The following is a 26,545-nucleotide window of genomic DNA, read 5'->3' as shown; positions in this document are numbered from 1 at the left end:
CACTTCTGTTAATTTCAACTCAAAGTCTCTTACACCCAATGGAGACTTCTCTCTGCCAGTTTCCTTTAACTTACTCTTCTCGTCATTGCATTTATTAGTAATCCACTATGTTTTATGTGATTATATTACTACATAAATAAAATTTAATCAAGTAATTATTTATCTTTTTTGTTTTTCAATTTTTGGAATTTTTAACTTAACCATTGTTCAATCTAAAGTTAAGTTAATTACGAATAGTAATTAATACTGATTTTTTATAATTTATTAAACTATTAAATTCTTAATTTTAAATTTTAACAACATACTATTAGTAATATTTTTCTACTTTTATATTACTAATAGTTGACATATAAAGACTTTAAATTATACTTAGTAATTAGGAGGGATATTATGAATAAGATAGATGACATTGATAAAAGTATTATAAAATCACTGGAAAATAGCGGGAGGATATCTCATGAAGAGATTAGTAAGTCACTCCATATTTCAAGACCTGCAATCCATCAAAGAGTAAATAAATTAGAAGCAGATGGCGTTATAAAAGGTTATAAAGCTATAGTTGATTGGGAGATGCTTGGAGAACCAATAAAAACTCTTCTATATCTCAAAATTAGTTGTGAAGATTTTAAGGAAACTATAAATCAAATTTTATCATTGAAGGTCACTAACGTATTTATTGAAGAATGCCACAGATTAGCTGGTGAATGGTGCATAGTGCTAAAAATAAGAGCAAGCACTCCAATGGATATTTCTAATTTTATTGATACCTTATGGAAAATACAAGGTATTAAGGAAACATCAACAACTCTCGTTTTATCTACCATATTGGAGAATGGAATACGCAGAGAGTAAATATATAAGTATTGAACGGAGGAATGGAAATGGAATTGACTATTAAGAAAGAAAATAAAAAAGTAATATTAGCATATATTGCAGTTTGTATTTTTTGGGGTTCAACCTACCTTGCAATAAGAGTTGGCGTAGGTGAGTTACCACCAACAATTTTTGCAGGTATTAGGTTTATAATTGCAGGTACCTTGATGTTTGGATATGCTGCATTAAAAGGCTTATCTATGCCTAAAAATTTATCTGAAGTATTTAAAATTTCTATTGTAGGTATATTCCTTTTAGTTGGAGGAAACGGTGGAGTTGTGTGGGCCGAGACTAGAGTTAGTTCAGGTATAGCAGCTTTAATGGTAGCAACAGTGCCCCTTTTTATGGCAATTATAGAATCCTTATTACCTTCCAAAACAAAGCTCAACGGAAAAGGATGGTTAGGACTATTCATTGGTTTTATAGGAGTATCTTTTTTGGTACTTTCAGATTGGAATAAAACTTCTGTAGACATAATAGGTATGTCACTACTGATTGTATCATCATTGTCTTGGGCATCAGGTTCAGTGTATTCTAAAAGCTTTACTTCTTCTGCATCAACAATATCGAATATCGCCATACAAATGCTTTCAGGAGGAATATGCTTATCAATAATTGGAGCTTTTTTAGGAGAATTCTCAAGAATGCACTTTACTGCTAAAGGATTAGGTGCATTGCTATATCTGGTAGTGTTTGGTTCTATGATTGGCTACAGCTGCTATATTTATATTCTACAAAAATGGCCTGCTGCAAAAGCTGGCACATATGCATATGTAAATCCACCGGTAGCAGTAATGCTAGGCGCTATTTTTCTAGGAGAAGTTATATCCATAAAAATAATTTTAGCCACAATAACAATTTTAGGTGGAGTAATTTTAGTACAAACATCAAAAGTAAAAGCTGTTTCAAATTCTGTGGAAAACTCTAAGTTTTTAGAAGATCAAAAGGCCGAAGTTTAACCCTCGGCCTTTTTCGTCTATGATTTTGAGAACATTATTTACAATTCACCATTTTTTATTAATGAACCAAACTGCTTTAGTCCGTATACCATTTTTTCTATATCTGATACTTCCATATTTTTTATACCATTAGATACTAAATCAGAAATAAAAAACTTTTTCATATCACATATATTATTATTTTTTTTAAAATTCTCAGAAATTGATAGCTTTACAGTTCTTCTGTTATCCTTAGGTATTTCCCTAACCACAACTCCTTGTTTAGCTAAACGGTCTACTATACCTGAAACTGTGCTTTTAGTTAACATCATATGCTCACTCAACTCATTAAGTGTAATAGATGGCATTTTATACAAATGAAATATTACACCAAGCTGAGGAGCAGTAAAGCCATATTGTTTTGCTATTTTCTCAAATTTACATCTAAGGACCCTTTGAATATTTCTAACAATTTCAATTATCTCTTCTGCCTGTTGTGATATTAATTCATCATTCAGCCGTGACGAATCCCTCTTTAGGGCCATCCTTTTCACCTTCCTTGTTTTGTTTTTTTGGTGTTGGTTTGTTCTTCATAAGTAGAGTTAAAATTATTGCTAAGAACACTATCAAAGCAGTAACGCTAACAGAATATGCCATAGCATCTATAGTTGCTTGTCCTTGAACCATCTGAACTATCTTAGACAGTGACATCGCTTTAGCTGTTCCCTGAGGCAGCCCTGCGCCCATATATGCTTTTGTCAGTGTGCTTATCGTATTATTGGATGTGTTATTATACACATTTATTTGTTCTGCTAGTTTTAAATAATTATAATTAGTTTTTTCTTGCATGATTGTAGATACTACAGTGATACTAAGTGATCCTGCTATTTGCCTTATAGTATTTGAAAGAGCCGATGCCTTTCCAACAAGATGAGTTGGCACGCAATTCATTCCAAGAGTACTAATTGGCATCATGCTTAGTCCTATTCCAACTGATCTTATACAGTTAATAAGTATTATCATTTCCTTGCTAGAATTCATATTAATGGCAGTCCCAAGTTTATATGAACTTATAGCCAATATTACAAGTCCTGGTATAACTATTGTCTTTGCCCCTAATTTATCAAAGAGGCTACCGCTTATCGGCATCATAATTCCCATTACCACTGCACCAGGCAGCATAATCAATCCTGTTTCCATTGCTGTATAACCTCTTACACTTTGCAGGAACAAAGGTAAAATATATACCCCACCCATTAGTGCGAAATTTAAAACACAGGTTATAATTTGACTTATACTAAAATCAAATAATTTGAAAATACGTAAATCCAGTAATGGTTCTGGATGCATCAGTTCGTTTACTACAAATAATAAAAGACTTAAACATCCTAAGGTCATTAAAATTGGATTTTCTATCTTTCCCCAATCAATTGTGGAGCCTTCTCCAAGAACATACAGTACACTTACAATACCAACTGTTGAGGATATGAATCCTATTATATCAAAGGACTTAAATGGTTTCATAGGTTCATCCTTTAGCAATATGATAGCTAGTATTACCCCTACTATACCTATAGGAACATTGACATTAAAGATAAGTCTCCAGTCCATCTTTTGAATAATATATCCACCTAAAGTCGGTCCTGTTGCTGGTGCTGCCATTGCTGCTATTCCCCAGAATCCAAGTGCTAGACCTATTTTTTCCCTAGGAAATACTTGATATATTATAGACATTCCAACAGGCATTATCATTCCACCGCCGATAGCTTGTATTACACGGAACACTATCATAGATGTATTACTCCAAGCAAATCCACATAGTAAAGAACCTGCTGTAAACATTGCTAGTGCAAATACATATATTCTTTTAGCACCAAAAATTTCTTGCAAATATCCAGTTAAAGGTATAATCGCACCAAGTGCCAATGTATAAGAGGTCAAAATCCATTTTGCATCATCTAATGCTATACCAAAGACCGCCATCATCTTAGGAAGAGCAATATTAACTATACTACTATCCAGTATAGACATAAAAGTACCTATTATAACTACACCTAAGGCTAACCAGCTGCCCAGTAAATCACTCTTATTCTCTTCCATTATATATCACCTCATTATTTAACGTGGATCTTAACAACCGCGTTCGTTCCTGGAAGTATTTTATTATTAAACTTATTAATTTCGATTTTTACTGGTATTCTCTGAACTACTTTTGTAAATGTACCACTAGTAGATGCTGGAAGAATTGATAAAGCAGAGTTTGCAGCTTCTCCTACAGATCTAACCTTACCTGTAAACTTTTGAGAATCGAATTGGTCTATAGTAATATCAACAGGCTGTCCAACTCTTACTTTTCCTAATTTTGTTTCCTCTATATCTGCAGTTATGTAAAACTTATTTGGGTCTACCAAAGTAGCTAAGCTTTGACCTGGTGACCAAAGTTCTCCTATTGTACCTTGCTTCTTAATGACGATACCATTAATAGGTGATCTTACTAATGACTGATCTATACTTGAATCTGGGAGATTATTCATTTCTTGACGAGCTAATATCTGATCTTTTGTAACTACATCTCCCTCTTCCACATTAAGCTCTAATAGTTTTCCTGAAATTTGTGGAGTTACATTAACTAAATCTGCACTAACTCTCGCGTCATCCGTTGAAACATAATAAGTATTTTCATACCAATAGTAAAATACTATGCTTCCTAATGCAATAACAATGGCTGATAATATACCAATAATTAATTTTTTACGCTTCTCATTCATATTGAAGGCACCTTCTTTCCTTATTTCTTCAATCCAATTTCTGCAAACATACCTGGTTTAAGCAGTGAATCTGGATCTGATAAAGTTACTTTAACTAATATGTTTCTGCTTTGAGAATTCAACTTTGAATTTATAATAGCTACTTTTCCTTCAAATTGTTTATCTGGTACTTCAGATACTTTAACCACTACATCCTGTCCTTCTTTTAACTTTTCTGCAATATCTATAGGTGCATATGCATTGACATATAAAGCACTAGGATTAACTATTGATAAAAGTGTTGCACTTGTAGATGCCATTTCACCAACATTGATATTTTTCGCATTTACTGTTCCTGATATAGGAGCTGTAATAGTAGCATTTGCTAATGATGCCTGAACTACCTTTAGCGCAGCTTCTTGCTGATTTACTTGTGCTTGATAAACATCTATAGAAGTCTGTGTAGGACCATTATTTAGCATTTTAACCTGTTCTTGTGCTGACTTGTATGCTGCTTCTGAAGCTGCAAGTTGCTGCTGTGCTAAATCTAGTTGTTGTAATGCTAATGCTCCTGAATCAACTAATGCTTTTGTACGATCATAATTCTTTTTAGTAACCTCATAACTTTGAGCTGCGCTATCTAAACTCGCCTGAGCTGAAGCTAGCTGTTCAGGACGTGTGCTGTTTTTAGCGTTAGCTAAATTCGCTCTTGCAGTATTTACTGCTGCTTGAGCTTGATCTACTTGAGCTTGTAAATCCTGTGTATCTAATTTAATAAGAACATCTCCTTGTTTTACATTAGAGCCTACATCAACTGTTACTTCAGCAACCTTAGCTGGGATTTTGGAACCTATGTTAGCTTCCTCATTTGCCTGAATTTTTCCGCCCATTAAATATTGATTATTAGTACTTTTTTGAGTATTTTTATTCGCTTGTACACTACTATTTACGCTTGTACCAACAGTAGAGCCACAGCCGCTTAAAAATACTGCTGCGATTAGACAAAATAAAGTTTTTTTCATTTTAACCCTCCACATTTGAATTATTTTTATTCATATCATTCCTACAGATATTGTTCGTATGTTAACATTTGTTATTATACTATGTTTTTTTTTCACATTCAAGAATATTATTCCATATATTTTTTCTAAAATTTAAAGTTGTTTTTTTCATAATTTCCAGTAATTTAGTAACATTCCGAATATTCTGTTGAAACTATTTTCTGAAAATGCTATAATAAAATTAGATATAAAATCCTTTTGGGAGCTGATATTATGATTTCTTCTTTAATTAAGAGTATTAGCTTAGAGAATTACAAAGGATGTAATGAACAATTTATCTATGGATTAGAGGGAATTATTAGACTGCCAATCGGAAGAGAAATTATATACCGCATGAGTCAAGCTTCTATTTCTGATTACTTTATTGATGCTCCACATATTGGTAAGGTTGAATGTATTTTCGCAGTAACAAATAGGAGAATTATTTTAATTCCTAAAGATGAGAAATACTTTTCAATTTCTTTTAACTATGGTGAGATAAGTGTAGTTTACCATAACCAGGTGTTTGACAAGATTTTTCTGCTATATATAAAAGATAGAGAGCTGTTAAACTTTCCTGAAAAGAAGTTGGTTTTTAGTATTTACCCAAAACAGAATGTTGAACTCAATAAAATTAACTGTACTTTAATGGAATACTCTTGTGAATAAGAATATTAAATATTTATATTAAATTAACTGCATATAGGCATTTGCTTATATGCAGTTTTTTGATTTTCATATAGAGTTTTTAGTCAAAAGCTTCGTTCATTTATTGGAATATATTTGAAAAAACCATGAGTTCTTCATAAATTCTACACAACTTTTTTATATACTATTGTAAACATAGATTATTATTAACTAGTAACTAAAACTTGTGAGGTGAATTTATGAATGTTAAAATCGTAAAAATAGAAGTATACGATATGACTTGTACATCATGTGAAAAAACTATTGAAAGATCGCTAAAAGGGCTGGTAGGTGTTTTTAATGTTACAGCCAACTATAGTAAACAGCTTGTAGAAGTAGAATTTGATTCAGATATCTGCAGTTTAAAAGAAATAAAAAATACTATAAAAACTGCTGGTTATAGTACTGAAAAAGATTCTAATTTTAGTTTTGCAGGTATATTAATAGTAGCTCTGGCCATTATTCTTATAGGGAATTCTACAGGCGGCTTTGACATGAACAACATGCTTAAAGGAGCAACTTATTTTGTTCTCTTTATTGTAGGAATTCTTACTTCCATACACTGTGTAGGTATGTGTGGTGGCATAATGCTTTCACAAAGTTTATCCAATGAAAGCAGAAGTAAGTTTCAAGCTATTAAACCCGCCTTATTATACAATATTGGAAGAGTAATATCATATACTGTTCTCGGTGGAGTTGTAGGTGCACTAGGTTCAATACTTTCATTATCTATAAAGACTCAGGCTGCTCTTCAGATTTTTGCTGGCTTATTTATGATTATTATGGGATTCAATATGGCAGGTTTCGGCCTATTTAGAAAGCTTCAAATAAAGCTTCCTTGGTCTTTTTGTTCAGTAAAAAATAAGCCTAAAACACCTTTTATGGTGGGCATTTTAAATGGTTTAATGCCCTGTGGACCTCTTCAGACAATGCAGCTATACGCTCTTGGTACAGGGAGTGCTGCTAAAGGTGCTTTTTCAATGTTTACATTTGCTCTAGGTACAGTTCCCTTGATGCTTGTCTTTGGCGTAGTATCTGGTCTTTTAAGCAAAGGGTATACAAAAAAGATTTTGAAATTTAGTGGAGTTCTTGTAATTATCTTAGGACTTATAATGGGTAATAGAGGTTTATCTTTAGCAGGAGTAAATTTTGTTCCTTCTATAGCTTCTCTTTTGCCTGGTAATAGTCAGGCTGTAGGTTCCTCTAGTGCCAATATTAGTAAAGCTACCTTAAAAGACGGTGTTCAAACAATAAATATGACTGCAGATGGAAGAGGCTATACCCCTAATGTCCTATATGTAAAAAAAGGAGTACCTGTTAAATGGATTATAGATGGAAAGCAAATAACCTCCTGTAATAACGCACTAGTAGTGCCATCCTTAAACATAAAACAACAATTAAATAGTGGCGAAAATGTAATAGAGTTTACCCCAACAGACAAAGATCTAAATTTTAGTTGTTGGATGGGTATGATAAGAGGTGTCGTTAAAGTAGTAGATAACTTAGATACTGTAGATACCTCTAAGTCTGATCCATCATTACCTCCTGCTGGAGGTGGAGGTTGCTGCGGAGGTGCTGTTCCACCTAGTGGTAGTTCATCTAGCCCCTCACAGGCTCCTAGTATATATGGCAATGATTTGAGCAAAGTTCCAACTGAAACCATAATCAAAACTGCAATTACTGCTGGCAAAAATCAAAGTGTTACAATTAAGGGAGTAGGCTATGAGTTTGAACCACTTATAGTTGTTGTAACTAAAGGTTTAAATACCAAATTAACATTTGATCTAACTTCATTTGATAATCCAAACGGAAAATTTGAATTAGTTGATGCAGCAACTGGAGATGTCTTTAAATCCTTTGATGGCAAAAAAGCTATTGTTGATTTAAATATTAACTTTGATAAAGTAGGAGGATACGGAGTTATTAAGAACAACTCAGTTATTGGCATTGTTGAGGTAGTTGATGATATTAAGACTGCTGATTTAGAAAAAATCAGACAGCGATATATTCAGTAGCTTTAGGATATCTTAATTCATATATGATTGCTAAAACTATCTTATTCAACAAAAAGTATTTATTTTATAAATAATGCAATATATACTATAACCTTTAAGATTTTCGCTATTAATTTATGAAAAACTAATTTATTATTTATCCGATGTCTAGCGCCACTAACACCCCGACGCACTCTGTGAAAGCGATTCACACCAAATCAGCACGCTGTGTAAGCGATCATCTCAAAATCATAGATTTTGGATGCCTGCTTAACATTTGGGTTCTCTGCTTGCACTCTGTGAAAGCGATTCACACCAAATCAAAGATTTGGGTTCTCTGCTTTTCTTAAAGTTGGGGATAAGTGGCGCTACGACCCTGGATAACGGCTTCTAAGCTTCAGATGGAGTTTAAAACTCCACCTGAAGCCAAGAATCCTGTTTATATAAAAGCCTCCTTGTGTATGGTTTCTCTCAAAATCCATAAAAACACAAGGAGGTTTCTTGAGAACTTAAATATAATATCATAATTTATCGATACAAATGATGCCTCGTCATTGACAAATTATTATTAAGTCCTTTAGAGAAAATAACTTGGTGAATATCTAAATCACTAGCACGGAAGGATGCAGCACAAGAATTTAGGTATAATCTCCACATTTTGATAAAACGTTCACCATATTTTTCTCGAACAAGATCTATGTTCTTTTCAAAATTTTTTGCCCAATGATCTAAAGTCTTTGCATAATGTAATCGCAGACTTTCCGCATCTAGTAAGTGAAAGTCGTTTTCAGGTAAAAGCCACATCAGCTCACGAATTGAAGGGATATATCCCCCTGGAAAGATGTATTTACGAATCCATCGATTGCAAGGTCCTTCAATTTGCCCCGTAATACAATGCAAAACAGATATACCTCCAGGAGTAAGAAGTTTATCTACCGTCTGCATATACTTAGGTAAGTTTGCTTTTCCCACGTGCTCTACCATTCCAACACTGACCACTTTATTAAATTTACCACCATGACTTTCTGCAAGAGTTCTATAATCCATTAATTTTACATCTACCTGCCCTACTAACCCAAGTTCTGCAATACGCTGCTTTGTTTTGGTATGTTGCTCCTCACTCAAAGTTACACCTAAAGCTTTTACTCCATATTGCTGTGCAGCACGAATAATTAACCAACCCCATCCACATCCTATGTCTAGTAAGGATTCTCCTGGATGAAGCTGCAGCTTTTTTAATATGTAATCAATTTTTTGTAATTGGGCTTGATAAAGAGAATCCTCTGGTGAACAAAAATAAGCACAGGAATAGCTCATAGTTTCATCCAGCCACAGTTCATAAAAATCGTTTCCTAAATCATAATGGTGCTCAATATCTTTTCGCTGTTTTATTAAAGAAGTGGATCTATTTTCACTGTAGAAAAACTTTTTTAATCTTCCAAAACTCTTCTTTTCAAAAAAGGAATATTAATTTTGTAAGCTGTTTCAACAATTTGCTGAAGATTGCCTTTAAAATCAATAATCCCATCCATATAAGCTTCTCCAAAAGCTAATGAAGGATCTTTTAATATCTTTATTCCAGAAATTTTATCTTTAAATATAACTTTAAATGCAGGATCACCTTGACCATAATTTTCACTTGATCCATCCCAGTAATCAATGGAAAAAGGATAATCCTTAATTTTTTGGCAAAACCTATGTAGAACAGTCTTTTCCATATTTTCACCTTCCCTTGTAATTAATACAACATTAATTATTGACTTAATCAAAAATTTATATTCAATTTATCTTATTTTTAAAAGAAATATATCGCTGCTCATTTATAATCAACTTTGTCATTAGACCTTTGTAATTAGTAGATTTATACATTAGCTCCGTCTTTCATAAATATACGGTAATGGTAAATACTTACTTTCACCTAATTGTTTAGTTTCTACGGTTCCATTTGAATTTTCTATTGTTATCCATGATCTTATAGTTGCACCGTCCATTCCTGCTACAGCAAGTTTTTCTTCATCTGATGACAAAGATTTATTTGCTTTATAGACTTTTGAAGCTTTTTTGAACTTAGTACTTGGTGGTGCCATTCTACTTTGGGAGGTTTTCTGTTACCATAAAAACCAATATAGAGTTTGTTATCTATACTTTGAGACCATATAAGTATAGAAGAACTAGTATTATTCTTAAACCTAAAATCCATGTTACCATAGCAAACCGTAGCATCCTGTCCATATGGTACATAAGAGACTGGCATACAATGTGCATGTCTTTCGACAATTGGTAAATTGCTCATTATAGCTACGTTATAAAGTGTGGATGCAATCTTGCACACCCCTCCTCCAATGGTTTCTGTTAAATGTGGACCCTCGTAGGTAGGCCCTTTCTTATATCCATTTGATTGTATGTACGGTCCTATAGTTTTATTCTGTGAAAACACTTTACTTGACTCAACCAAGGTTCCACATAATAATTTAGCTCCAACATGTACATTCTCTTCTTCTCCAGGAAGAGGGTCATTTAATACAGCACAATATGCAGACATCATTATATGTGTTCCATATCTCTCTTGAGCCTTTTTGAAATTCTCATCATTCTCCCATGGAACTGATGTTACTGTACTAGAAGATATGTTAATACTATCCTGTTCTTTGGCAATAACTTCATTTCTATTAGTATCCTTTGTATTTTTGTTAACTGCATTTTTATCACTAAAATCTTTTTTATCAGTTTCTTCTTTAACCGTACTCTTTTTATCATTTTCTAATTTATCTGATTCCATAGACCTTGCCTTCGAAGCATTATCTATCTGTACTTGATTATTATTCTTTCCATTTGTGAGCTTAAAAACAGGAACCATGGCTAATATTAAAACAATAATTACGCTTACAATACTTTTATTTTTCATTATCCGTTAATCATATTCCTTTCTACATGTTCTCGTATTATGTCTTAAAGTATTATATGTAATTTAAATAAATTTACTCAAGATCATTTTTATTATCATAGGTAGTAACAACATCCTTAATATGCTATTACTACCCATAATGTTGAGAGTGGAAGACCAATATATATTATTTAATTCATAAATGTTTTAATTTTAGATAAAATGCGAAATACTTCTAATAACATAATATTTAAGGTTAACCCTACCCCAGCAAAAACGTAACTAGATTCGACATCACTGAGATATTGAATCTGAAGGTATATAGAACTTATACCTTCAAAGAAACAAATAATTAAATAAGAAAAGAGTATCCTAAAAGTTACCTTTTAGGACACCCTATTCATTACAAACTCCTATTTACTATGCTTCTTCTATACTTATTACTTCATAGCCTGCATCTTCAATAGCAAATTTAATGTCAGCATCTTGAATATCACTGCCAGCTTCAACTACAGCTGTTTTAGAATCTAAATCAACGGATACATTAGTTACTCCATTAATATCTTCTAAGGCTGTTTTAACATGATTAACGCAGTGTCCACAACTCATGCCTTCAACTATTATTTTTTTCTTCATAATTATTTCTCCTTTCATTATACAAATGTCTGTTTATATTGATGGCTTAAAGCCTTTCAATCTTAAAGCATTACTCAAAACTGATACTGAGCTTAAGCTCATAGCTAAAGCTGCTATCATTGGATTCAAAAGAGGTCCTCCGAATGCATATAGTATACCCATAGCTACTGGGATGCCTAAGGTGTTATAGCCAAAAGCCCAAAATAGATTTTGTTTTATATTTTTTATAGTTTTCTTACTTAAATCTATAGCTGTAACTACATCCATTAAGTCACTTCTCATTAAAACTATATCTGCAGATTCCATTGCTACATCTGTACCAGATCCTATAGCTATACCTATATCAGCTTGTGCTAATGCTGGTGCATCATTTATACCGTCTCCAACCATAGCAACTTTTTTGCTTTCACTCTGAAGCTTCTTAACTTCCTTTGCCTTATCCTGAGGTAAAACCTCTGCAAGTATTCTATCTATTCCAACCTGCTTTGCTATTGCTTCTGCGGTTTTCTTGTTATCTCCAGTTATCATTGCTACTTCAATTCCCATAGAGTGAAGTTTCTCTATGGCTCTCTTACTGTGTTCCTTAACTGTGTCTGCTACGGCAATTATACCAATGAGCTTTCCTTCAACTGCTATATACATAGGAGTTTTGCCTTCTCCAGCTAAGACCTGTGATTTCTCTTCTAAGTTTTCTAATGAAACATTACTTTCATCCATAAGTTTTTTGTTTCCAAGTAAAATTCTATTGCCATCTATAGTAACTTCTATTCCATGTCCTGGTATAGCATTAAATAACTCTAATTTTTTCAGTTCAACCTTCCTATTTTCAGCCTCTTTAACTATTGCTTCTCCTAATGGATGTTCTGATCCCTTTTCTGCTGAAGCTGCCAATTGAAGCAAGTAGCTTTCATCTATGCCTTCAGTTGTAATTATATCTGTAACCTTAGGCTTGCCTTCAGTTATAGTTCCAGTTTTATCAAATACTATAGTTTGAATTCTATGTGCTGTTTCTAGTGCAGTACCACTTTTTATAAGTACACCGTACTCAGCACCTTTCCCGGTACCTACCATAATAGCAGTTGGTGTTGCTAATCCTAAAGCACAAGGGCAAGCAATTACTAATACCGATATAAATATTGTAAGTGAAAATACTCCAGTTTCACCGTATAGATACCAAGCTATTGCAGATACTGCCGCCAATGCTATTACTACCGGTACAAAATATCCTGATATAACGTCTGCTAATTTAGCAATTGGAGCTTTAGATCCTTGAGCATCTTCTACTAATCTAATAATTTGAGCCAATGCTGTATCTTTACCAACTCTAGTAGCTTTATATCTGATAGAACCATTTTTATTTATACTTGCTCCAATGACTTTGTCTCCAACATTTTTTTCTACAGGTATACTTTCACCTGTAAGCATGGATTCATCTACTGCGGTAATTCCTTCTGTTACCTCTCCGTCTACAGGTATTTTTTCGCCAGGTTTTACTACAATTATGTCTCCAACTTCAACTTCATCTATAGGTATTTCTAGTTCTTTATCTTCTCTAATTACTGTTGCAGTCTTTGGTGCAAGTCCCATAAGCTTCTTTATAGCTTCTGAGGTTTTTCCCTTAGCAACAGACTCTAGATATTTACCTAAGGTAATAAGAGCAAGTATTGTACCTGCTGACTCAAAATATAAATGGTAATTCAAATTACCTAGAAGAATCTGATATACTGCAAAAACACTATAAATAAAGGCAGCTGATGAACCTATAGCTATAAGAGAATCCATGTTAGGACTCTTTTTAAATAATGACCTAAAACCTACGGTAAAGTACTTTTTACCTGCAATCATTATAGGTAACACTAGCAATAATTGCAGTAAAGAATATCCTTTAGGATGCATCATAGGGTCGATAGCTGGCGGCGGCATGTATCCTAATTTCTCACCAATCATCGGTCCCATTGCTATTATAAGCAGTGGAACTGCAAATATAGCAGACACTAGAAATCTGTTCCATAGTGCTTTTATCTCTTTTTCTTTCTTTTCTTTATCTGTATCTACAGTGGTCTCTTCTTCTAATGCTTTATAGCCTGACTTTTCAATTGCCTTTTTTATATCTGATAATTTCACTTTAGAAGGTTCAAAACTTACATTTAGTTTTTCTGTAGCAAGGTTTACATTTGCCTCTAAAACACCATCTAATTTTTTAGTAACTCTTTCTACAGCTTTAGAGCAAGCAGCACAAGTCATGCCTTCTATTTTTAAGGTTTTGTTTACCGCCTCTGCTTGAGCTTTGTATCCTGCTTTCTCTATTGCTTTTCGTATGTCTGCAACACTTACTTTTGAAGTATCAAAGCTTACATTCAGCTTTTCTGTTGCAAAATTCACATTAGCTTCATACACTCCATCTAATTTTTTCGATGCCCTTTCTACAGCCTTAGCACAAGCTGCGCAGGTCATCCCCTCTATTTTTAGGGTTTTATTTGTAGCTTCCATTAAAGCTTTATAGCCTGCTTTTTCTATTGCTGCTTGTATATCTTGAACATTAAGCTTTGATTCATCAAAATCAACACTTAACTTTTCTGTTGCAAGATTTACACTAGCCTCAGTAACACCATCTAGCTTTTTTGACACTCTTTCTACAGCTTTAGCACAAGCTACACAGGTCATGCCTTCTATTTTTAAGGTTCTACTTGTCATTACCTCATCCCCCTTTGTTTAATCTTTTAATAATTTTGAAAGTAAATCTATTACCTCATCTACTTTTTTATCTCCACTATTGTTCATAAAAGCATCTTTTACACAATGATTTAAATGTTGTTTTAAAATCAATAAATTAGCCTTTTTTAACAATGACTGTGATGCAGCTATTTGGTTGGATATATCAATGCAGTATCTGCCTTCCTCAATCATTTTTATTATTCCTTCAATTTGTCCTTTTGAAGTTTTTAATGCTTGTAAAGCTTTTTTTCTTTCCTCGTTCATGTAGCGCCTCCCTCACCCCTGTGGGGTGATGATAAATTTTTTTAATTGCTATTGAATCAATTATTCAATAGCAACTAAATATATAATTAAGTTTTTCAATTCTCTTGCCTTTATATACATAATACATTAATTTTATGAAGAAATTATGAAGATAAAGATTTAAAATGTATAGTAAATGTAGAACCTTTATTGACTTCACTTTCTACATTAATAGAGGCAGAATGAAAAGTCAATATATTTTTTACTATAGTTAAGCCTATACCGCTTCCATCAATCTTATTTCTACTTTTATCTCCTCTATAGAGTCTTTCAAATATAAATGGCAAATCTTTTTTACTAATTCCTATACCAGTATCTCTTATACTAACAATAATCTCATTCTTATTTTTTGTAAGATTAACCCATATCTTACCATTCTCATTTGTAAATTTTACTGCATTAGATAAGATATTTATAAACACTTGTTTTAGTTTATCTCTATCACCTAAAATTATATAATTCTCATTATATTTAAGATTATAAGTTAACTCTATATTTTTTTCTTTTAATACAATTGTAAAATCATCACATACAGATGCTATAAGCTCGTCTATCGAAACTTTTTCTTTGTTTAGTAAAATGCCTTCTGCTTCAGACTCTTTTAAAACATTTAGGTTATTTAAAAGCTTTCCAAACCTAATAACTTCGTCATTAAGAGCTGTTAACTGTTCAGTATTCACAGGGAAAATACCATCAATCATAGCTTCTAAATTATTTTGAAGTATATTTAAAGGAGTTCTAATTTCATGAGAAATATCAGATACCAATCTTCTTCTTAATAAATCCTGTTGTTTAAGCTTCTCTCCTAATGTGTTTATGCTATCTTTAAGATTTTCAAGCTCTAGTATATCAGTTTTAGCATTTGACCTAGTATTGTAATCACCACGTGAAAGATTAACTGATATATCAGATACTTCTCTAATAGGCACGGAAAATTGCTTTGAAAAATATAAGCTTGTAAAAATAACAATAATTAAAGTGAGTATAATACTTGCTGCGATTCCTTTATTTATTGACAGTTTGAAATTTATATCTTCTGAAGATAATAAAACCGAAGAATATTGACCTATGCCCACATATCCCACAATCTTCCCATTGTATCTAATAGGAAGATTAATTGTATTATACACTCCCTTTTCTTTATCATTAATCATTGTCAGATGATTTTTTTCTCTAATATCATTTGGATCCATTGTCCAAACTAGCTTTTTATTTGCATCTAATAAAGTTAAACAGTAATTACTCATAAAGGCCTCATGTTCCATTTCTCTTCCTGATTCTTTCGTCCACTGTTTATCTCTTTTATAGACCTCCTGAAAGTATTGTACTATTCTTTCGTTTCTTTTATTTTGAATATCAACCATGTACTGATTAAACTTATTGTTTATGGTGAAATTTACAAAAATAGCAGTAAGTACTGTTGCGAGTACTGAGCACACTAGTAATATAATACTCAGTTTTTTGCTTATGCTATACATTAGCTTTCACCACCAAACTTATATCCCACTCTTGTAACAGTCAAAATATATTTAGAATTTTTACTATCAGCCTCTATTTTCTTTCTTATATTTTTTATATGAACATCTACTGTTCTATCGAATCCTTCGAAATCTATTCCAAATACTTTTTCTATTAATTGCTCTCTACTAAATGCTCTACCTTTATTTACTGCAAGTAGATATAGTATATCAAATTCATTAGGGGTTAATGCTACTTCCTCTCCTTTTAACTTTACTATTCTGCTGTCTTTATATATTTCTAATTCATTATTATTAAAAGATAAAGCATTAGAGTCTTCTATATCTATTCTTCTAAATAATGCGTTTACACGAGCAGTAAGTTCTCTTGGGCTAAATGGCTTTACTAAGTATTCATCTGCTCCTATATTAAGCCCCTCTATTTTGTCTTCTAAAGAAGACTTAGCTGTTAACATATAAATGTATACATCTGATTTAGCTCTCATAATTTCACATATTTCTTCTCCCTGAATATCTGGAAGCATTAAATCTAATATAACCAGCTTAAATTTAATTGAATCAAAAAGCTTTAAACCTTCCGTTCCACTATCTGTACAATAAACCTTATATCCTTCCTTTTCCAAGTATGCCTTTAATACATCATATATTTTTTTCTCATCTTCTATAATTAATATATTGTTCATATCGTTCACCTCAATAACACCTATATTATCAGAATAACAAATATCTGTGTAGATTTTATGAAGAAAGCACTATCATTTTAAGCTTACAGTATTTATTCCATATTGAAATCTTTTTCATTTCTTGGTGTATTTTAGTTATCATTTGTAGTAAAATACAAATATAAATATATAATATTGTAGCTATTATTGTCATAAAATCTATTTTATCTACTAATAATATATAGTTGTAAAAAACCGTGAAAGACATATGTATGAAGAGTTATATCTTGTAGATCATCCATAACTCAGGAATTATAACTAAAATTTAACTTGATATATAGCTAATATAGATATATGATCTTAACATAACAACATGTAGTTTTAAAAACTACATGTTGAAATATAATTATTGATAATTTGAAAGGAAGGATGTTATGTTTGCAAAGCTTCGTGAACCGGTCAGCGGATTAACACATTTATTTGGTGTCTTTGCCTCAATTGTAGGATTAGTTATTTTGATTGTATATTCTGCTACACAGAGTAGTGTCTGGCATATTGTAACCTTTTCTATCTTTGGAGCCAGTTTAATATTACTTTATTCTGCTAGTTCAATATATCATCTGGCATCTGTTTCTCAAAAAGCAATTAATATACTTAGAAGAGTCGATCATTCTATGATTTATCTTTTAATTGCTGGAAGTTATACTCCTATTTGCCTAATTGCTCTAAGGGGTGCCTGGGGATGGAGTATTTTTGGTACTATATGGGGTCTTACAATTATAGGCATAATAATAAAAAACTTTTGGTTTAACGCTCCAAGATGGCTATCTACTCTTTTCTATATTTTTATGGGTTGGTTAGTGATTATAGCTATATATCCTCTAAATAAAGTTTTTTCTCCTGGAGCAATGTCATGGCTATTTGCAGGTGGAATTGCCTATACTGTAGGAGGCGTAATTTATGCAACCAAATGGCCTAAAATTAATTTAAAATACTTCGGTTTTCATGAAATATTCCACATATTTGTTTTGGCAGGAAGCTTCTGCCATTACTGGCTTATGTTTAAATACGTACTATACTTATAAATTTTATAATTTTTGAAGCTGATTTAAAATAATCTACGTCTAAATAATGATCGAGGAAGTTCTTATTGTGATTATTCAAGCTCTTTTAAAGCTTTATAATACTGCTTCGGAGATATTCCGAAAATTTTCTTAAAAGCTTTTAAGAAACTTGAATAATCACCAAATCCACATTCAAAACAAGCTTCTGTTATTGGTTTCCCACCTTTTATTAAATTATTGGCCATTATAATCCTTTTTTGCATTATATAATTATAGATTGTGTATCCTGTATATTTCTTAAACTTATGCATTAAATAATATTTACTCATGAAAAACTTATCTGAAAGCTTATCTAGAGATAAATCACTATTAAGGTTGGTATTTATATAATTTAAAATATTATCTATATTTTCATCATACTTGATATCACTATTTCTAGTATTATTTTCACTTTTTAATGCCAGTCTATTTAAATATACCATTACTTGTAAAAACAAAGCGTTTTTTAATACATAATTACCAAATTCATTATCTTTGTATGCTGCTTCAAGTTGAGTCATTGTATTCTTTATACTTATTAATAATTCAGGACTTAATCTCAAAAGGCTGCACTTTTGGCTAGAAGCCAATTCAAAGCATGTCATTAAATTGTTATCTTCCGCATTATGCTTCTCTAAAAATTTTGAATTAATCCATATAACTATACGTTCATAAGTTTCCTCTGGATCAATAAGCGGTTTATGAACTTCATTGCTACTTACAAAAAGTATATCCCAGGGTTTTAACTCATAAGCTTTACCTTCAATTAAATACGTAACTTTGCCTGATATAAATATTACAATTTTATTAAAGTCATGGTAATGAAACTCAAATTCTATTTGTTTTTTATCTTTTAAGTGAAAGAAAATAAAATCTTCCTTTAGATATCCTCTTTTTATATTTAGGACATGATTGTTACTATTCATAACTTACTCCTCTATATATTTTTCTCTCTATTATATAATAAAACAACTTTTGCAATATATTAAGCATTTTTAGCAATAAACATAGCAAAAATTATTATTATAATAATAGTATAAGATATAAAGTAAAATTTGCTTTAAATAAAGTTTTAAAATCTCACTTGAAGCTTAGTTGAAATAATGGAGGAGGAATATAAATGGAACATCGTCAGATATTCAATGAGATTTCCTATGATGTAATTCAAGTTAATGATAAACTATCAGAAAAATTTAATTTTATTGGAATTACTGGTAATGAAGATAGAAAGCCAGTTACTCGTTTAATAAGAGCAATACTTAAGTACTTAGGTAGAAGCTCAAAAATTGTAGATACTGCTAAAAATATATCTGTAAAAGAATACAGTTATTCATCTTTAACCTATCACAGAGCTAATTTGTATGATTTTGATATTAGGATTTTTACAGATTTAAACAAAGATTTGTCTAATGTAAAAAACGAAAACAGCTGTAAAAATTCGATGATGAAACTTTTTAAAGTATGTGGACTTGGATTGATTAATGTAGATGATCCGCTTTTAAATAAAATAAGTAAAAACGTTCCTTTTGATGCAATCACTTATGGCATAAATACAACTGCAGATTTTATGGCAAAAGATATACGGTACTCTCAATCTGGTATAAATTTTATATTAGATTTTAATGGGTCAGAAAAAAAAGTTAAAATAAATAGTTTTAATAACTCTAATGTTTATGATACATTGGCTGCTATTGGAACTTGCTATTTTCTGGGATTTCCTTTAAATCTTATCATAAATGCACTAACTCAAACTGAAATATTTTGAAAAAAAGCATGTTAACTACAACATGCTTTTTTTTATATTTTTTTACATAATACCCCCCAATAATCGAGACTATACTCGTATTTAACATATATAAAACTTATTATTCGACATGAATTTTCATTAAATTCATTATAGTTACACATTTAGATTTATTTTTCACAAAGGAGGAACCTAACTTGAAAAATACAAAACAACTATTGGTTATAGCATCTATTGCTGCTGGGATATCTATTCCAAACAAATCCGTACATGCACAACAGCCAGCACCAAATGACATCGCAAAACAGCCAGCATATAATTATAATATATGCTCTAACAAAGTTGTAAAGTCTGGTGATAAGGGCGCTGTAGTTAAAACTATACAAAGCGCTTTAAACCTATATTGTGGTGCTGGGCTAGCTGAAGATGGTGTGTATGGACAATATACTAAGGAGGCGGTGTTGGAAATTCAAAAGAAATTTTGTTTAAAAGCTGATGGAATATTTGGACCACAGACAGCTAAAGCCTTGTTAAAATACTCTTCCAATTATTCTATAGACGATAGCGATGGATTTAGCCCTGTATCTACAGATATTCAAAAAAACTTATATACTTAGGATATAAAATACAGCTAACAGGAAACTTAAAAAGTTCTGATACAGTTGCAGCTATAAAGGACTTTCAGAAAAAAAATAATTTACCTATTACCGATAAAATAGATACCAAATTGATAGATAAAATAAATGAAAATATTAATTATATATCAGACGAAACTAAGAACTTTAAATCAACCACAGATTATTATGTAATGGTAAATACTTCAGGTCATATCTGTAAAGTATATCAGAAAGTAAGTAATTCATGGGAACAAATTAGATGTTTTGATGTTTTTTCTGGTGAAGTTAATAAAGGGATTTATTCCTTAGGACTTCAAGGTAATCATTTAAATTTTAACGGAATTCCTATGGACAACTTTACACAAATAGATGGATTAAAAGTCTTTTATTCATCCGCAGATGACAGCGGATACGGTTTAAGAATTGCAAATGAAAATGCAAAATTTCTAGGAACACTTCCAAAGAAAACATCTATAAAAGTATTTTAGTCAATATAAAAAGGTCCTGATTGCAAAAGCAATTAGGACCTTTTTATATTATAGTGAAAATTATCTTCTTCCTGTAGATACTTCCATCTTTAATTTTCTTCCACATAACTTTTTACCTGAGCAGTTCTTTATCAATGAGTTAACTGCGCCTTCAGCTACATCAACAAAAGAGAACTTTTCAAGTATATCTATATTTCCGATATCTTCTTTGTGTACATCTGCATTATCACCGAAGAATCTAAGCATTTCCTTTGGATTAACCCTATCCATACGTCCAACAGTTAGGAATAATCTAACATAATTTGATTCTCCACCTATACGATCTTCTGTATAATCAAAGCTTATTTCCTTACCGTAAACTATATTCATTAAAGCTGCAGCTACATCAACAAGATTAAATTCCTCATCAAGTTCTGCGGCTAGAGGAACAAACTTCTTATAATCCTCTTGCTCTAGAGTTTCTTTTACTCTATTTAATATATTTTTATATTTTGAATGGAATATATCATCAATTGATGGTATTTCTTTTCTCTTTATCTTGCTCTTTGTAACCTTTTCTATTTGCTTAAGAGTCATATATTCTCTAGCAGTAACAAGAGTATATGCTATTCCTTCTTTATTAGCTCTTCCTGTTCTACCAATTCTGTGTACATATGATTCTATATCTTGTGGTAATTCATAGTTGATAACATGTGTTACATTCTCAACATCAATACCTCTTGCTGCAACATCTGTTGCCACAAGGAATTCTAGATTTCCTTCTTTAAACTTTCTAAGTGTATTCATTCTTTGATTCTGGCTCATATCTCCATGCATACCTTCTACGTTATATCCTCTAGCTTGCATAGATTCTACTAATTCATCTACACCTCTTTTAGTCTTACAGAAAATAATTGCTGTAGCAGGCTCATCTACATCAAGAATTCTGCATAAAGATTCAAATCTATCTTTTTGTTTAATTTCATAGTAGTACTGATTAATAGTAGATACTGTCATAGCATTTTTTACTATTGATATATGTTTAGCATCAGACTTCATATATCTTTTTGCTAGTTTTTTAATTTCATTAGGCATAGTAGCTGAAAACAATAATGTCTGTCTATCACTTCCGCACTCTTGTATAATGCTTTCTATATCGTCAATAAAGCCCATGTTAAGCATCTCATCAGCTTCATCAAGCACAAGGAACTTAACACCACTTAAATCAATTACATTTCTTCTTATAAGATCTAAAACTCTACCAGGAGTACCAACCACCATATCTATTCCTTTTCTTAGAGCTTTAATCTGTCTTTCAATAGGTTGACCGCCATAAACAGGTAAAAGTTTTATTCTAGAATATTTAGACACACGCACTAATTCATCATTTACCTGTATAGCTAATTCTCTTGTAGGAGTTAATATAATACTTGATATTTTTCCTTGTGATCCATTAGATTTACTCAAAACTGGCGCACCAAAAGCAAGTGTTTTTCCCGTACCAGTTTGAGCCTGGCCAATAACATCAAAACCTTCTAAAATAACAGGTATAACTTCAGCCTGTATATTAGAAGGCTCCTCAAATCCCATTCCATCAATGGCTTTAAGTATATCGTCATTAAGTCCTAAATCACTAAACTTCATTTCTTTCATTTACATTCCTTCTTTCCGTATAAATCAATTCATTATAATATAATCTACTTATATTATCAAGTGTTAATTTGACAATATAAAAAAATACTGTAAATACTGAGGTTAGAAATCTTTTTAATATACTTTTTTATATTTTACCCAAAATATAAAAAAGTATTAAAATTTCGCATTTAGTGCAAAACGAAAGAGTGCCTATAAATCGAGGCACTCCTTTAAAATAAACTAATTTGTTTTACTATTATAATTTTTAACGAACGCTGGCTGCTAAAACTGCTGCTCTATAACTAAAGACATCACCAATAACATTTAACTGTGCTCCTATTAATTCTTCACGAGTGGCCTCCAAAGTAATAGGATCAACCTTTTTTTCATTTTGAAAAGTTTTTTCTGCTTCTTGCTGAGTTGCTATAAGGGCAATTGTATCACCTAATAAAACAATAAAATTTCCACATATATTTAAATTAGTAGCTAACTGACTTTGCTCCTCTTTTTTCTTTTTATCTTTTATTTTATCTAAACTTGCTTCTTTTTCTGCAGCTAAAAGCAGTAAGCCATCGCCTAAAAAAGTTAACTGAGCTCCAAGTATATTTAACTCTTCTACATCCATAGCAAACCATTCCTCCCCCCTTGTATATAGCTTTTTCTTTAATATATTCCATAAGGGAGAATTTAGCCCCTGTGCTTTGTCCAAATATAACCGATAAAATTATACTTATTATTTTAGCATCTCTACTTTTCCTGTTTTTAAATGATACTTGGCTGTAATTATTTTAACCTTTTTCTCCTCTACAAAACGACTAATTATGGAGCTCTCTAAAATTCTTTTAGCAGATTGTCTTGCATTTTCATATTCAACTTTTGAGGCGATTTCCTCTACACCATCATTCATATTAGAAGATTTTACTGATTTCACAGTAGGCATAATTTTATCCATGATTGTCCTTATATTTTGTGAAGTTTCAGTTCCATCTACTGCACATCTAACTGCACCACAGTTTTCATGGCCTAATACAAGAATTAATGGTATCTTAAATTGATCTACCGCATATTCAATACTGCCAAGTACAACGCTATCAACTACATTTCCAGCATTACGTACAACAAAAATATCTCCTAGCCCCTGATCAAATATTACTTCTGGAGCAACTCTCGAATCAGCACAAGTGAGCACCACCGCCATTGGTCTTTGTAGGTCTGTAGAAAGCCTTAAGCGGATCTTTTCTGAAAAACCTTTTTTCAAAAATCTCCCAGTCACGAATCTTTTATTTCCTTCTATTAGGGCTTTCTCCGCTTCATCTGATAAAACTCCTAAATTATATTTATTCTCATCATATTTGTATAATAATTCATCTGTCATAAAGAAAACCCTCCCTATATTGAACCTTCATAAAGTAGTTTCTTTCATAATTAATCTATATTTTATCATTATATCGACAAAAAATATAGTTTAATTATGTGTAAAATCAAATGCTTTAATATTCTGTTAATTATTTGTTCTATTTTTTCCAATTAATTCCCAATGATGTATTTATATTCTTGTTGTTCTAAAAATAAAATCATGGTACTTATATGAATAGAATATAGTATCAATAATAATTGTTCTTATATAAAAGGAGATAATTATGTTAAAAAAGACTCAGTCTAAGATTCTATTTAAATTCTTTGTATTTTTCTTGATAGCTTTAATTACTATTTTTATTTCTCAATCATCTAAAGGCGCTTTTAGTAGTACTAGCTCTCAATCTAGTGTGAAAGTCAACAACTATGATGAGTACTATAATGCTATAAAAAAAGCTATGCTCAACTATGATAGCAGTGTAATTCTTAGGATATGGCATTACGATAAAAATGTGTATAATTTAGATGTGTTTAAAAAAGTCCTAAAGGATAATCCTGAACTTCAAGGTATTTGTACAGAAGCCAAGAGCTCTGTACAACCATCAATACCCTTTAAGGTAACAATTGACTTTAAATACAGTGATAGTAGGGAAACTCTAAAAAATAAGGAAAAAGCGGTTCAGAAAAAGGTTCAAGAAATTGTAGAAAAAGTAATTAAACCAGATATGAAAGATTATGAAAAAGAGGTAGCACTCCATGATTATTTAGTAAATAACACTAAATATGATAAAAGATTTTTCACCAAAGACATGCCAAATGATTCTAACACCGCTTATGGTGTATTGATTAATGGCATTGGGGCTTGTCAAGGATATTCAGAAGCAATGTACAAGCTCTTAAAAGCTGTTGGTATTGAATCCACTGTGGTATCAGGAGATGCTAATGACGGCAAAAGTTGGGTGGCTCATGCTTGGAATATTGTTAAAATAGGCGGACAGTATTATCATTTAGATACAACCTGGGATGACCCCGTAACTGAAGACGGGTCTAACGATTCAAGATATACTTACTTCAACCTCACTGATGAGCAAATAAGCAAAAATCATAAATGGGACAAAAGCAAATATCCTCAATGTTCTATTACAACCTATAACTTTCAAAATTTAAATATTGTTGAAAAAGATAAAAATGAGAACGTGATAATACCAATAAAAAGCTACAGCGATTTTTATAAATCTATAAGAACTTCTCTTGCCGATGGTGATTCTGTATTAAGTCTCAGAGTCTTGAATTACGACGCCAATGTATATGATGTAGCTTCAGTAGTAAATAAAGCTTATGATTCATTGTCAAAAGGAGGAAGTTATAGTTGGACCTACTATACCGATGAATTAAACAACTCTGAATATATTACTATAACTTTCAAATAGGTATATTTAAGGTTTCAAACTAAAAAATTGACTTGCAAAAGAGCTATGTTTCCAAACTTTAGACTGACTAAAAGTTTTTGACGGATTGAAATTTGGAAACATAGTTCAAGGTGTAAGTCAATTTTCGGCCTCGAAACCCTATAAAACTTCATTCTGCTTTAAATCCTCAATAAAATTTTCAAAGTTCATTACCTTGGAAGGCCCTAATATGCTCACCGCACTTTTAAGTATATTTTTATCTCCTGTTACCAAAGTATACTTTTCATTTTTTTCACAAATACATATAAGATTGTAGTCATTGCTAGATATCTTACTGCCGTTTATAAAATAGAATTTATTTTTAGAATTATATTTTATTTTAATATGATTCTTATTATTTTTATTTATATCATGGACTTCATCATTGATTATATGATTTAATAGTTTTAAAAATTTATTTGAAAGCACAGGCGTTCCATTTACTTCTTTAAATTCTTTTTTACATAATTCCTTAGCTATGCTTTGAGAAATATTGAAATTCACCCAACTATCTTTTTCAATAATATCAAATAACTCTGGATATCTACTCCAAATTGTTATAACTATATTAGCATCTAGCAAATATTCCCTAACCATCATATTGAGCCTCCTTTTAGAAATACATATTGACAAAAACAAATAAAAAAGGTATAAATGTTACTGTCTGTACTAATGGTATTAAGACCAATATACTCCAGTATATGAACCATATTATAAGCTTAAAATATTATTACTACAATAAAAAGAGGGGGGCTAAAATGAAAACATTTCAGACTCTTATTAATGAAACTTTAGAAGCTGAGGATTTAGAAGAATTAGAAGCAGCAGCAGACTTATTTCAATTTGGTGTTGAAAAAGGATACTACAACAAGAGGCAAGCAGTTGAATTTAACAATACTTATTGGAAAGTGAAAAACAGGTGCTTAGCTTTTGAGGTTGGTGATGAAGTAAAAGCAAATAAACTAGATATTATTACTATAGTTTCCAATGCTCCAAATGATATAAAAGATAATAAATCTGAGCTTCTTAACTATGTAAATGGACGCTTAAAAGCATTAAAAGGTAAAATAAGTGGTATTAAGTAATTTATATGTTGTTACTACCATGTAGCAACGAAATAACCTCTAATTTTAATATTTAATTAAATTAGAGGTTATTTCAATTCATTATACACTATATTTCTATTTAATTTTTGCTCCATTTTACTTCATCAATTTT

The 26,545-nt window shown here is 31.4% G+C and carries 26 protein-coding genes, 2 pseudogenes and 1 other annotated feature (1 of these 29 cut by a window edge); of the genes and pseudogenes, 11 read left to right on the top strand and 17 right to left on the bottom strand.

Features of this window, described 5'->3' with window-relative positions:
- Window positions 1-95 (bottom strand) — a binding site (T-box leader); it reaches 162 nt to the left of the window's first position.
- Between the two features lie 295 nt (window positions 96-390).
- Complete coding sequence (locus RCG18_RS12510) at window positions 391-852, top strand: Lrp/AsnC family transcriptional regulator (protein ID WP_308041602.1); 462 nt, start codon at window positions 391-393, stop codon at window positions 850-852.
- Between the two features lie 29 nt (window positions 853-881).
- On the top strand, window positions 882-1,832 hold the full coding sequence (locus RCG18_RS12505) for an EamA family transporter (protein ID WP_308041601.1): 951 nt from the start codon (window positions 882-884) through the stop codon (window positions 1,830-1,832).
- 38 nt (window positions 1,833-1,870) lie between these two features.
- Here the strand turns inward: RCG18_RS12505 and RCG18_RS12500 are convergent, their stop codons facing one another.
- From RCG18_RS12500 to RCG18_RS12485, 4 genes are read right to left on the bottom strand one after another with little or no spacing between them, the layout of a single operon-like run.
- Window positions 1,871-2,356, bottom strand: coding sequence for a MarR family winged helix-turn-helix transcriptional regulator (locus RCG18_RS12500; RefSeq protein WP_308041600.1), 486 nt, complete (start codon window positions 2,354-2,356; stop codon window positions 1,871-1,873).
- A complete protein-coding gene (locus RCG18_RS12495) occupies window positions 2,322-3,911 on the bottom strand; it encodes a DHA2 family efflux MFS transporter permease subunit (RefSeq protein ID WP_308041599.1) in 1,590 nt (529 codons plus the stop codon). The genes RCG18_RS12500 and RCG18_RS12495 overlap by 35 nt, the downstream gene beginning before the upstream one ends.
- A gap of 14 nt (window positions 3,912-3,925) precedes the next feature.
- Window positions 3,926-4,579 carry an efflux RND transporter periplasmic adaptor subunit gene (locus tag RCG18_RS12490; RefSeq protein ID WP_308041598.1) on the bottom strand — a complete coding sequence of 218 codons (654 nt, stop codon included), beginning with the start codon at window positions 4,577-4,579 and terminating at the stop codon, window positions 3,926-3,928.
- A gap of 20 nt (window positions 4,580-4,599) precedes the next feature.
- Window positions 4,600-5,580 carry an efflux RND transporter periplasmic adaptor subunit gene (locus RCG18_RS12485; RefSeq protein WP_308041597.1) on the bottom strand — a complete coding sequence of 327 codons (981 nt, stop codon included), beginning with the start codon at window positions 5,578-5,580 and terminating at the stop codon, window positions 4,600-4,602.
- Window positions 5,581-5,832: 252 nt separating this feature from the next.
- Between RCG18_RS12485 and RCG18_RS12480 the strand changes: the two genes are divergently transcribed.
- Window positions 5,833-6,267 carry a PH domain-containing protein gene (locus tag RCG18_RS12480; protein ID WP_308041596.1) on the top strand — a complete coding sequence of 145 codons (435 nt, stop codon included), beginning with the start codon at window positions 5,833-5,835 and terminating at the stop codon, window positions 6,265-6,267.
- A 218-nt stretch (window positions 6,268-6,485) separates the two neighbouring features.
- Window positions 6,486-8,300: a sulfite exporter TauE/SafE family protein gene (locus RCG18_RS12475; RefSeq protein WP_308041595.1), complete on the top strand. Its 1,815-nt coding sequence runs from the start codon at window positions 6,486-6,488 to the stop codon at window positions 8,298-8,300.
- A gap of 507 nt (window positions 8,301-8,807) precedes the next feature.
- On the opposite strand, the pseudogene RCG18_RS12470 reads toward RCG18_RS12475, so the two are convergent.
- From RCG18_RS12470 to RCG18_RS12430, 8 genes and pseudogenes are all read right to left on the bottom strand, one after another.
- Window positions 8,808-9,997 (bottom strand): annotated as a pseudogene (locus RCG18_RS12470) (class I SAM-dependent methyltransferase).
- A 150-nt stretch (window positions 9,998-10,147) separates the two neighbouring features.
- Complete coding sequence (locus RCG18_RS12460) at window positions 10,148-10,306, bottom strand: hypothetical protein (protein WP_308041593.1); 159 nt, start codon at window positions 10,304-10,306, stop codon at window positions 10,148-10,150.
- Window positions 10,276-11,184: a VanW family protein gene (locus RCG18_RS12455; protein ID WP_308041592.1), complete on the bottom strand. Its 909-nt coding sequence runs from the start codon at window positions 11,182-11,184 to the stop codon at window positions 10,276-10,278. The genes RCG18_RS12460 and RCG18_RS12455 overlap by 31 nt, the downstream gene beginning before the upstream one ends.
- A gap of 399 nt (window positions 11,185-11,583) precedes the next feature.
- Entirely contained in the window at window positions 11,584-11,799 is a 216-nt protein-coding gene (locus RCG18_RS12450) for a copper ion binding protein (protein WP_308041591.1), read from the bottom strand.
- Window positions 11,800-11,832: 33 nt separating this feature from the next.
- A complete protein-coding gene (locus RCG18_RS12445) occupies window positions 11,833-14,493 on the bottom strand; it encodes a heavy metal translocating P-type ATPase (protein WP_308041590.1) in 2,661 nt (886 codons plus the stop codon).
- A gap of 18 nt (window positions 14,494-14,511) precedes the next feature.
- Window positions 14,512-14,778, bottom strand: a complete 267-nt coding sequence (locus RCG18_RS12440) for a metal-sensing transcriptional repressor (RefSeq protein ID WP_178908605.1) — start codon at window positions 14,776-14,778, stop codon at window positions 14,512-14,514.
- Between the two features lie 143 nt (window positions 14,779-14,921).
- Window positions 14,922-16,295: an ATP-binding protein gene (locus RCG18_RS12435; RefSeq protein ID WP_308041589.1), complete on the bottom strand. Its 1,374-nt coding sequence runs from the start codon at window positions 16,293-16,295 to the stop codon at window positions 14,922-14,924.
- A complete protein-coding gene (locus RCG18_RS12430; RefSeq protein WP_308041588.1) occupies window positions 16,295-16,978 on the bottom strand; it encodes a response regulator transcription factor in 684 nt (227 codons plus the stop codon). The genes RCG18_RS12435 and RCG18_RS12430 overlap by 1 nt, the downstream gene beginning before the upstream one ends.
- A gap of 413 nt (window positions 16,979-17,391) precedes the next feature.
- On the opposite strand from RCG18_RS12430, the gene RCG18_RS12425 reads away from it, so the two are divergent.
- On the top strand, window positions 17,392-18,042 hold the full coding sequence (locus tag RCG18_RS12425; protein WP_308041587.1) for a hemolysin III family protein: 651 nt from the start codon (window positions 17,392-17,394) through the stop codon (window positions 18,040-18,042).
- 71 nt (window positions 18,043-18,113) lie between these two features.
- Here the strand turns inward: RCG18_RS12425 and RCG18_RS12420 are convergent, their stop codons facing one another.
- A complete protein-coding gene (locus RCG18_RS12420; protein ID WP_308041586.1) occupies window positions 18,114-18,986 on the bottom strand; it encodes an AraC family transcriptional regulator in 873 nt (290 codons plus the stop codon).
- A 194-nt stretch (window positions 18,987-19,180) separates the two neighbouring features.
- On the opposite strand from RCG18_RS12420, the gene RCG18_RS12415 reads away from it, so the two are divergent.
- From RCG18_RS12415 to RCG18_RS12405, 4 genes and pseudogenes are all read left to right on the top strand, one after another.
- Window positions 19,181-19,825, top strand: coding sequence for a Mur ligase family protein (locus RCG18_RS12415; protein ID WP_308041585.1), 645 nt, complete (start codon window positions 19,181-19,183; stop codon window positions 19,823-19,825).
- 176 nt (window positions 19,826-20,001) lie between these two features.
- Entirely contained in the window at window positions 20,002-20,421 is a 420-nt protein-coding gene (locus RCG18_RS12410; RefSeq protein WP_308041584.1) for a peptidoglycan-binding domain-containing protein, read from the top strand.
- Window positions 20,388-20,480, top strand: a pseudogene (locus tag RCG18_RS29035) (hypothetical protein); the annotation flags it as partial. The gene RCG18_RS12410 and the pseudogene RCG18_RS29035, both read left to right, overlap by 34 nt.
- A 51-nt stretch (window positions 20,481-20,531) precedes the next feature.
- Window positions 20,532-20,909, top strand: a complete 378-nt coding sequence (locus tag RCG18_RS12405) for a hypothetical protein (RefSeq protein ID WP_308041583.1) — start codon at window positions 20,532-20,534, stop codon at window positions 20,907-20,909.
- 60 nt (window positions 20,910-20,969) lie between these two features.
- On the opposite strand, the gene RCG18_RS12400 is transcribed toward RCG18_RS12405, so the two are convergent.
- The 3 genes from RCG18_RS12400 to RCG18_RS12390 form a co-directional block, all read right to left on the bottom strand.
- The gene (locus RCG18_RS12400) at window positions 20,970-22,541 is read right to left on the bottom strand and encodes a DEAD/DEAH box helicase (RefSeq protein WP_308041582.1); all 1,572 of its coding nucleotides are present in this window, start codon (window positions 22,539-22,541) and stop codon (window positions 20,970-20,972) included.
- A 247-nt stretch (window positions 22,542-22,788) separates the two neighbouring features.
- Window positions 22,789-23,148 (bottom strand): hypothetical protein, encoded by a 360-nt coding sequence (locus tag RCG18_RS12395; RefSeq protein WP_308041581.1) that lies wholly within the window; start codon window positions 23,146-23,148, stop codon window positions 22,789-22,791.
- A 108-nt stretch (window positions 23,149-23,256) separates the two neighbouring features.
- The gene (locus RCG18_RS12390) at window positions 23,257-23,898 is read right to left on the bottom strand and encodes a carbonic anhydrase (protein WP_308041580.1); all 642 of its coding nucleotides are present in this window, start codon (window positions 23,896-23,898) and stop codon (window positions 23,257-23,259) included.
- A 265-nt stretch (window positions 23,899-24,163) separates the two neighbouring features.
- Here RCG18_RS12390 and RCG18_RS12385 point away from each other — a divergent pair, with 265 nt between their 5' ends.
- Complete coding sequence (locus tag RCG18_RS12385; RefSeq protein ID WP_308041579.1) at window positions 24,164-25,309, top strand: transglutaminase domain-containing protein; 1,146 nt, start codon at window positions 24,164-24,166, stop codon at window positions 25,307-25,309.
- A 138-nt stretch (window positions 25,310-25,447) separates the two neighbouring features.
- Here RCG18_RS12385 and RCG18_RS12380 read toward each other — a convergent pair whose 3' ends face one another.
- Complete coding sequence (locus RCG18_RS12380; RefSeq protein ID WP_308041578.1) at window positions 25,448-25,927, bottom strand: hypothetical protein; 480 nt, start codon at window positions 25,925-25,927, stop codon at window positions 25,448-25,450.
- A gap of 158 nt (window positions 25,928-26,085) precedes the next feature.
- On the opposite strand from RCG18_RS12380, the gene RCG18_RS12375 reads away from it, so the two are divergent.
- The gene (locus tag RCG18_RS12375; RefSeq protein ID WP_308041577.1) at window positions 26,086-26,412 is read left to right on the top strand and encodes a hypothetical protein; all 327 of its coding nucleotides are present in this window, start codon (window positions 26,086-26,088) and stop codon (window positions 26,410-26,412) included.
- Window positions 26,413-26,545 lie beyond the last annotated feature (133 nt).

It is taken from the genome of Clostridium sp. OS1-26, from assembly GCF_030915445.1.
Lineage (GTDB): Bacteria > Bacillota > Clostridia > Clostridiales > Clostridiaceae > Clostridium_AM.
This window is presented reverse-complemented; position numbering and strand designations above follow the sequence as displayed.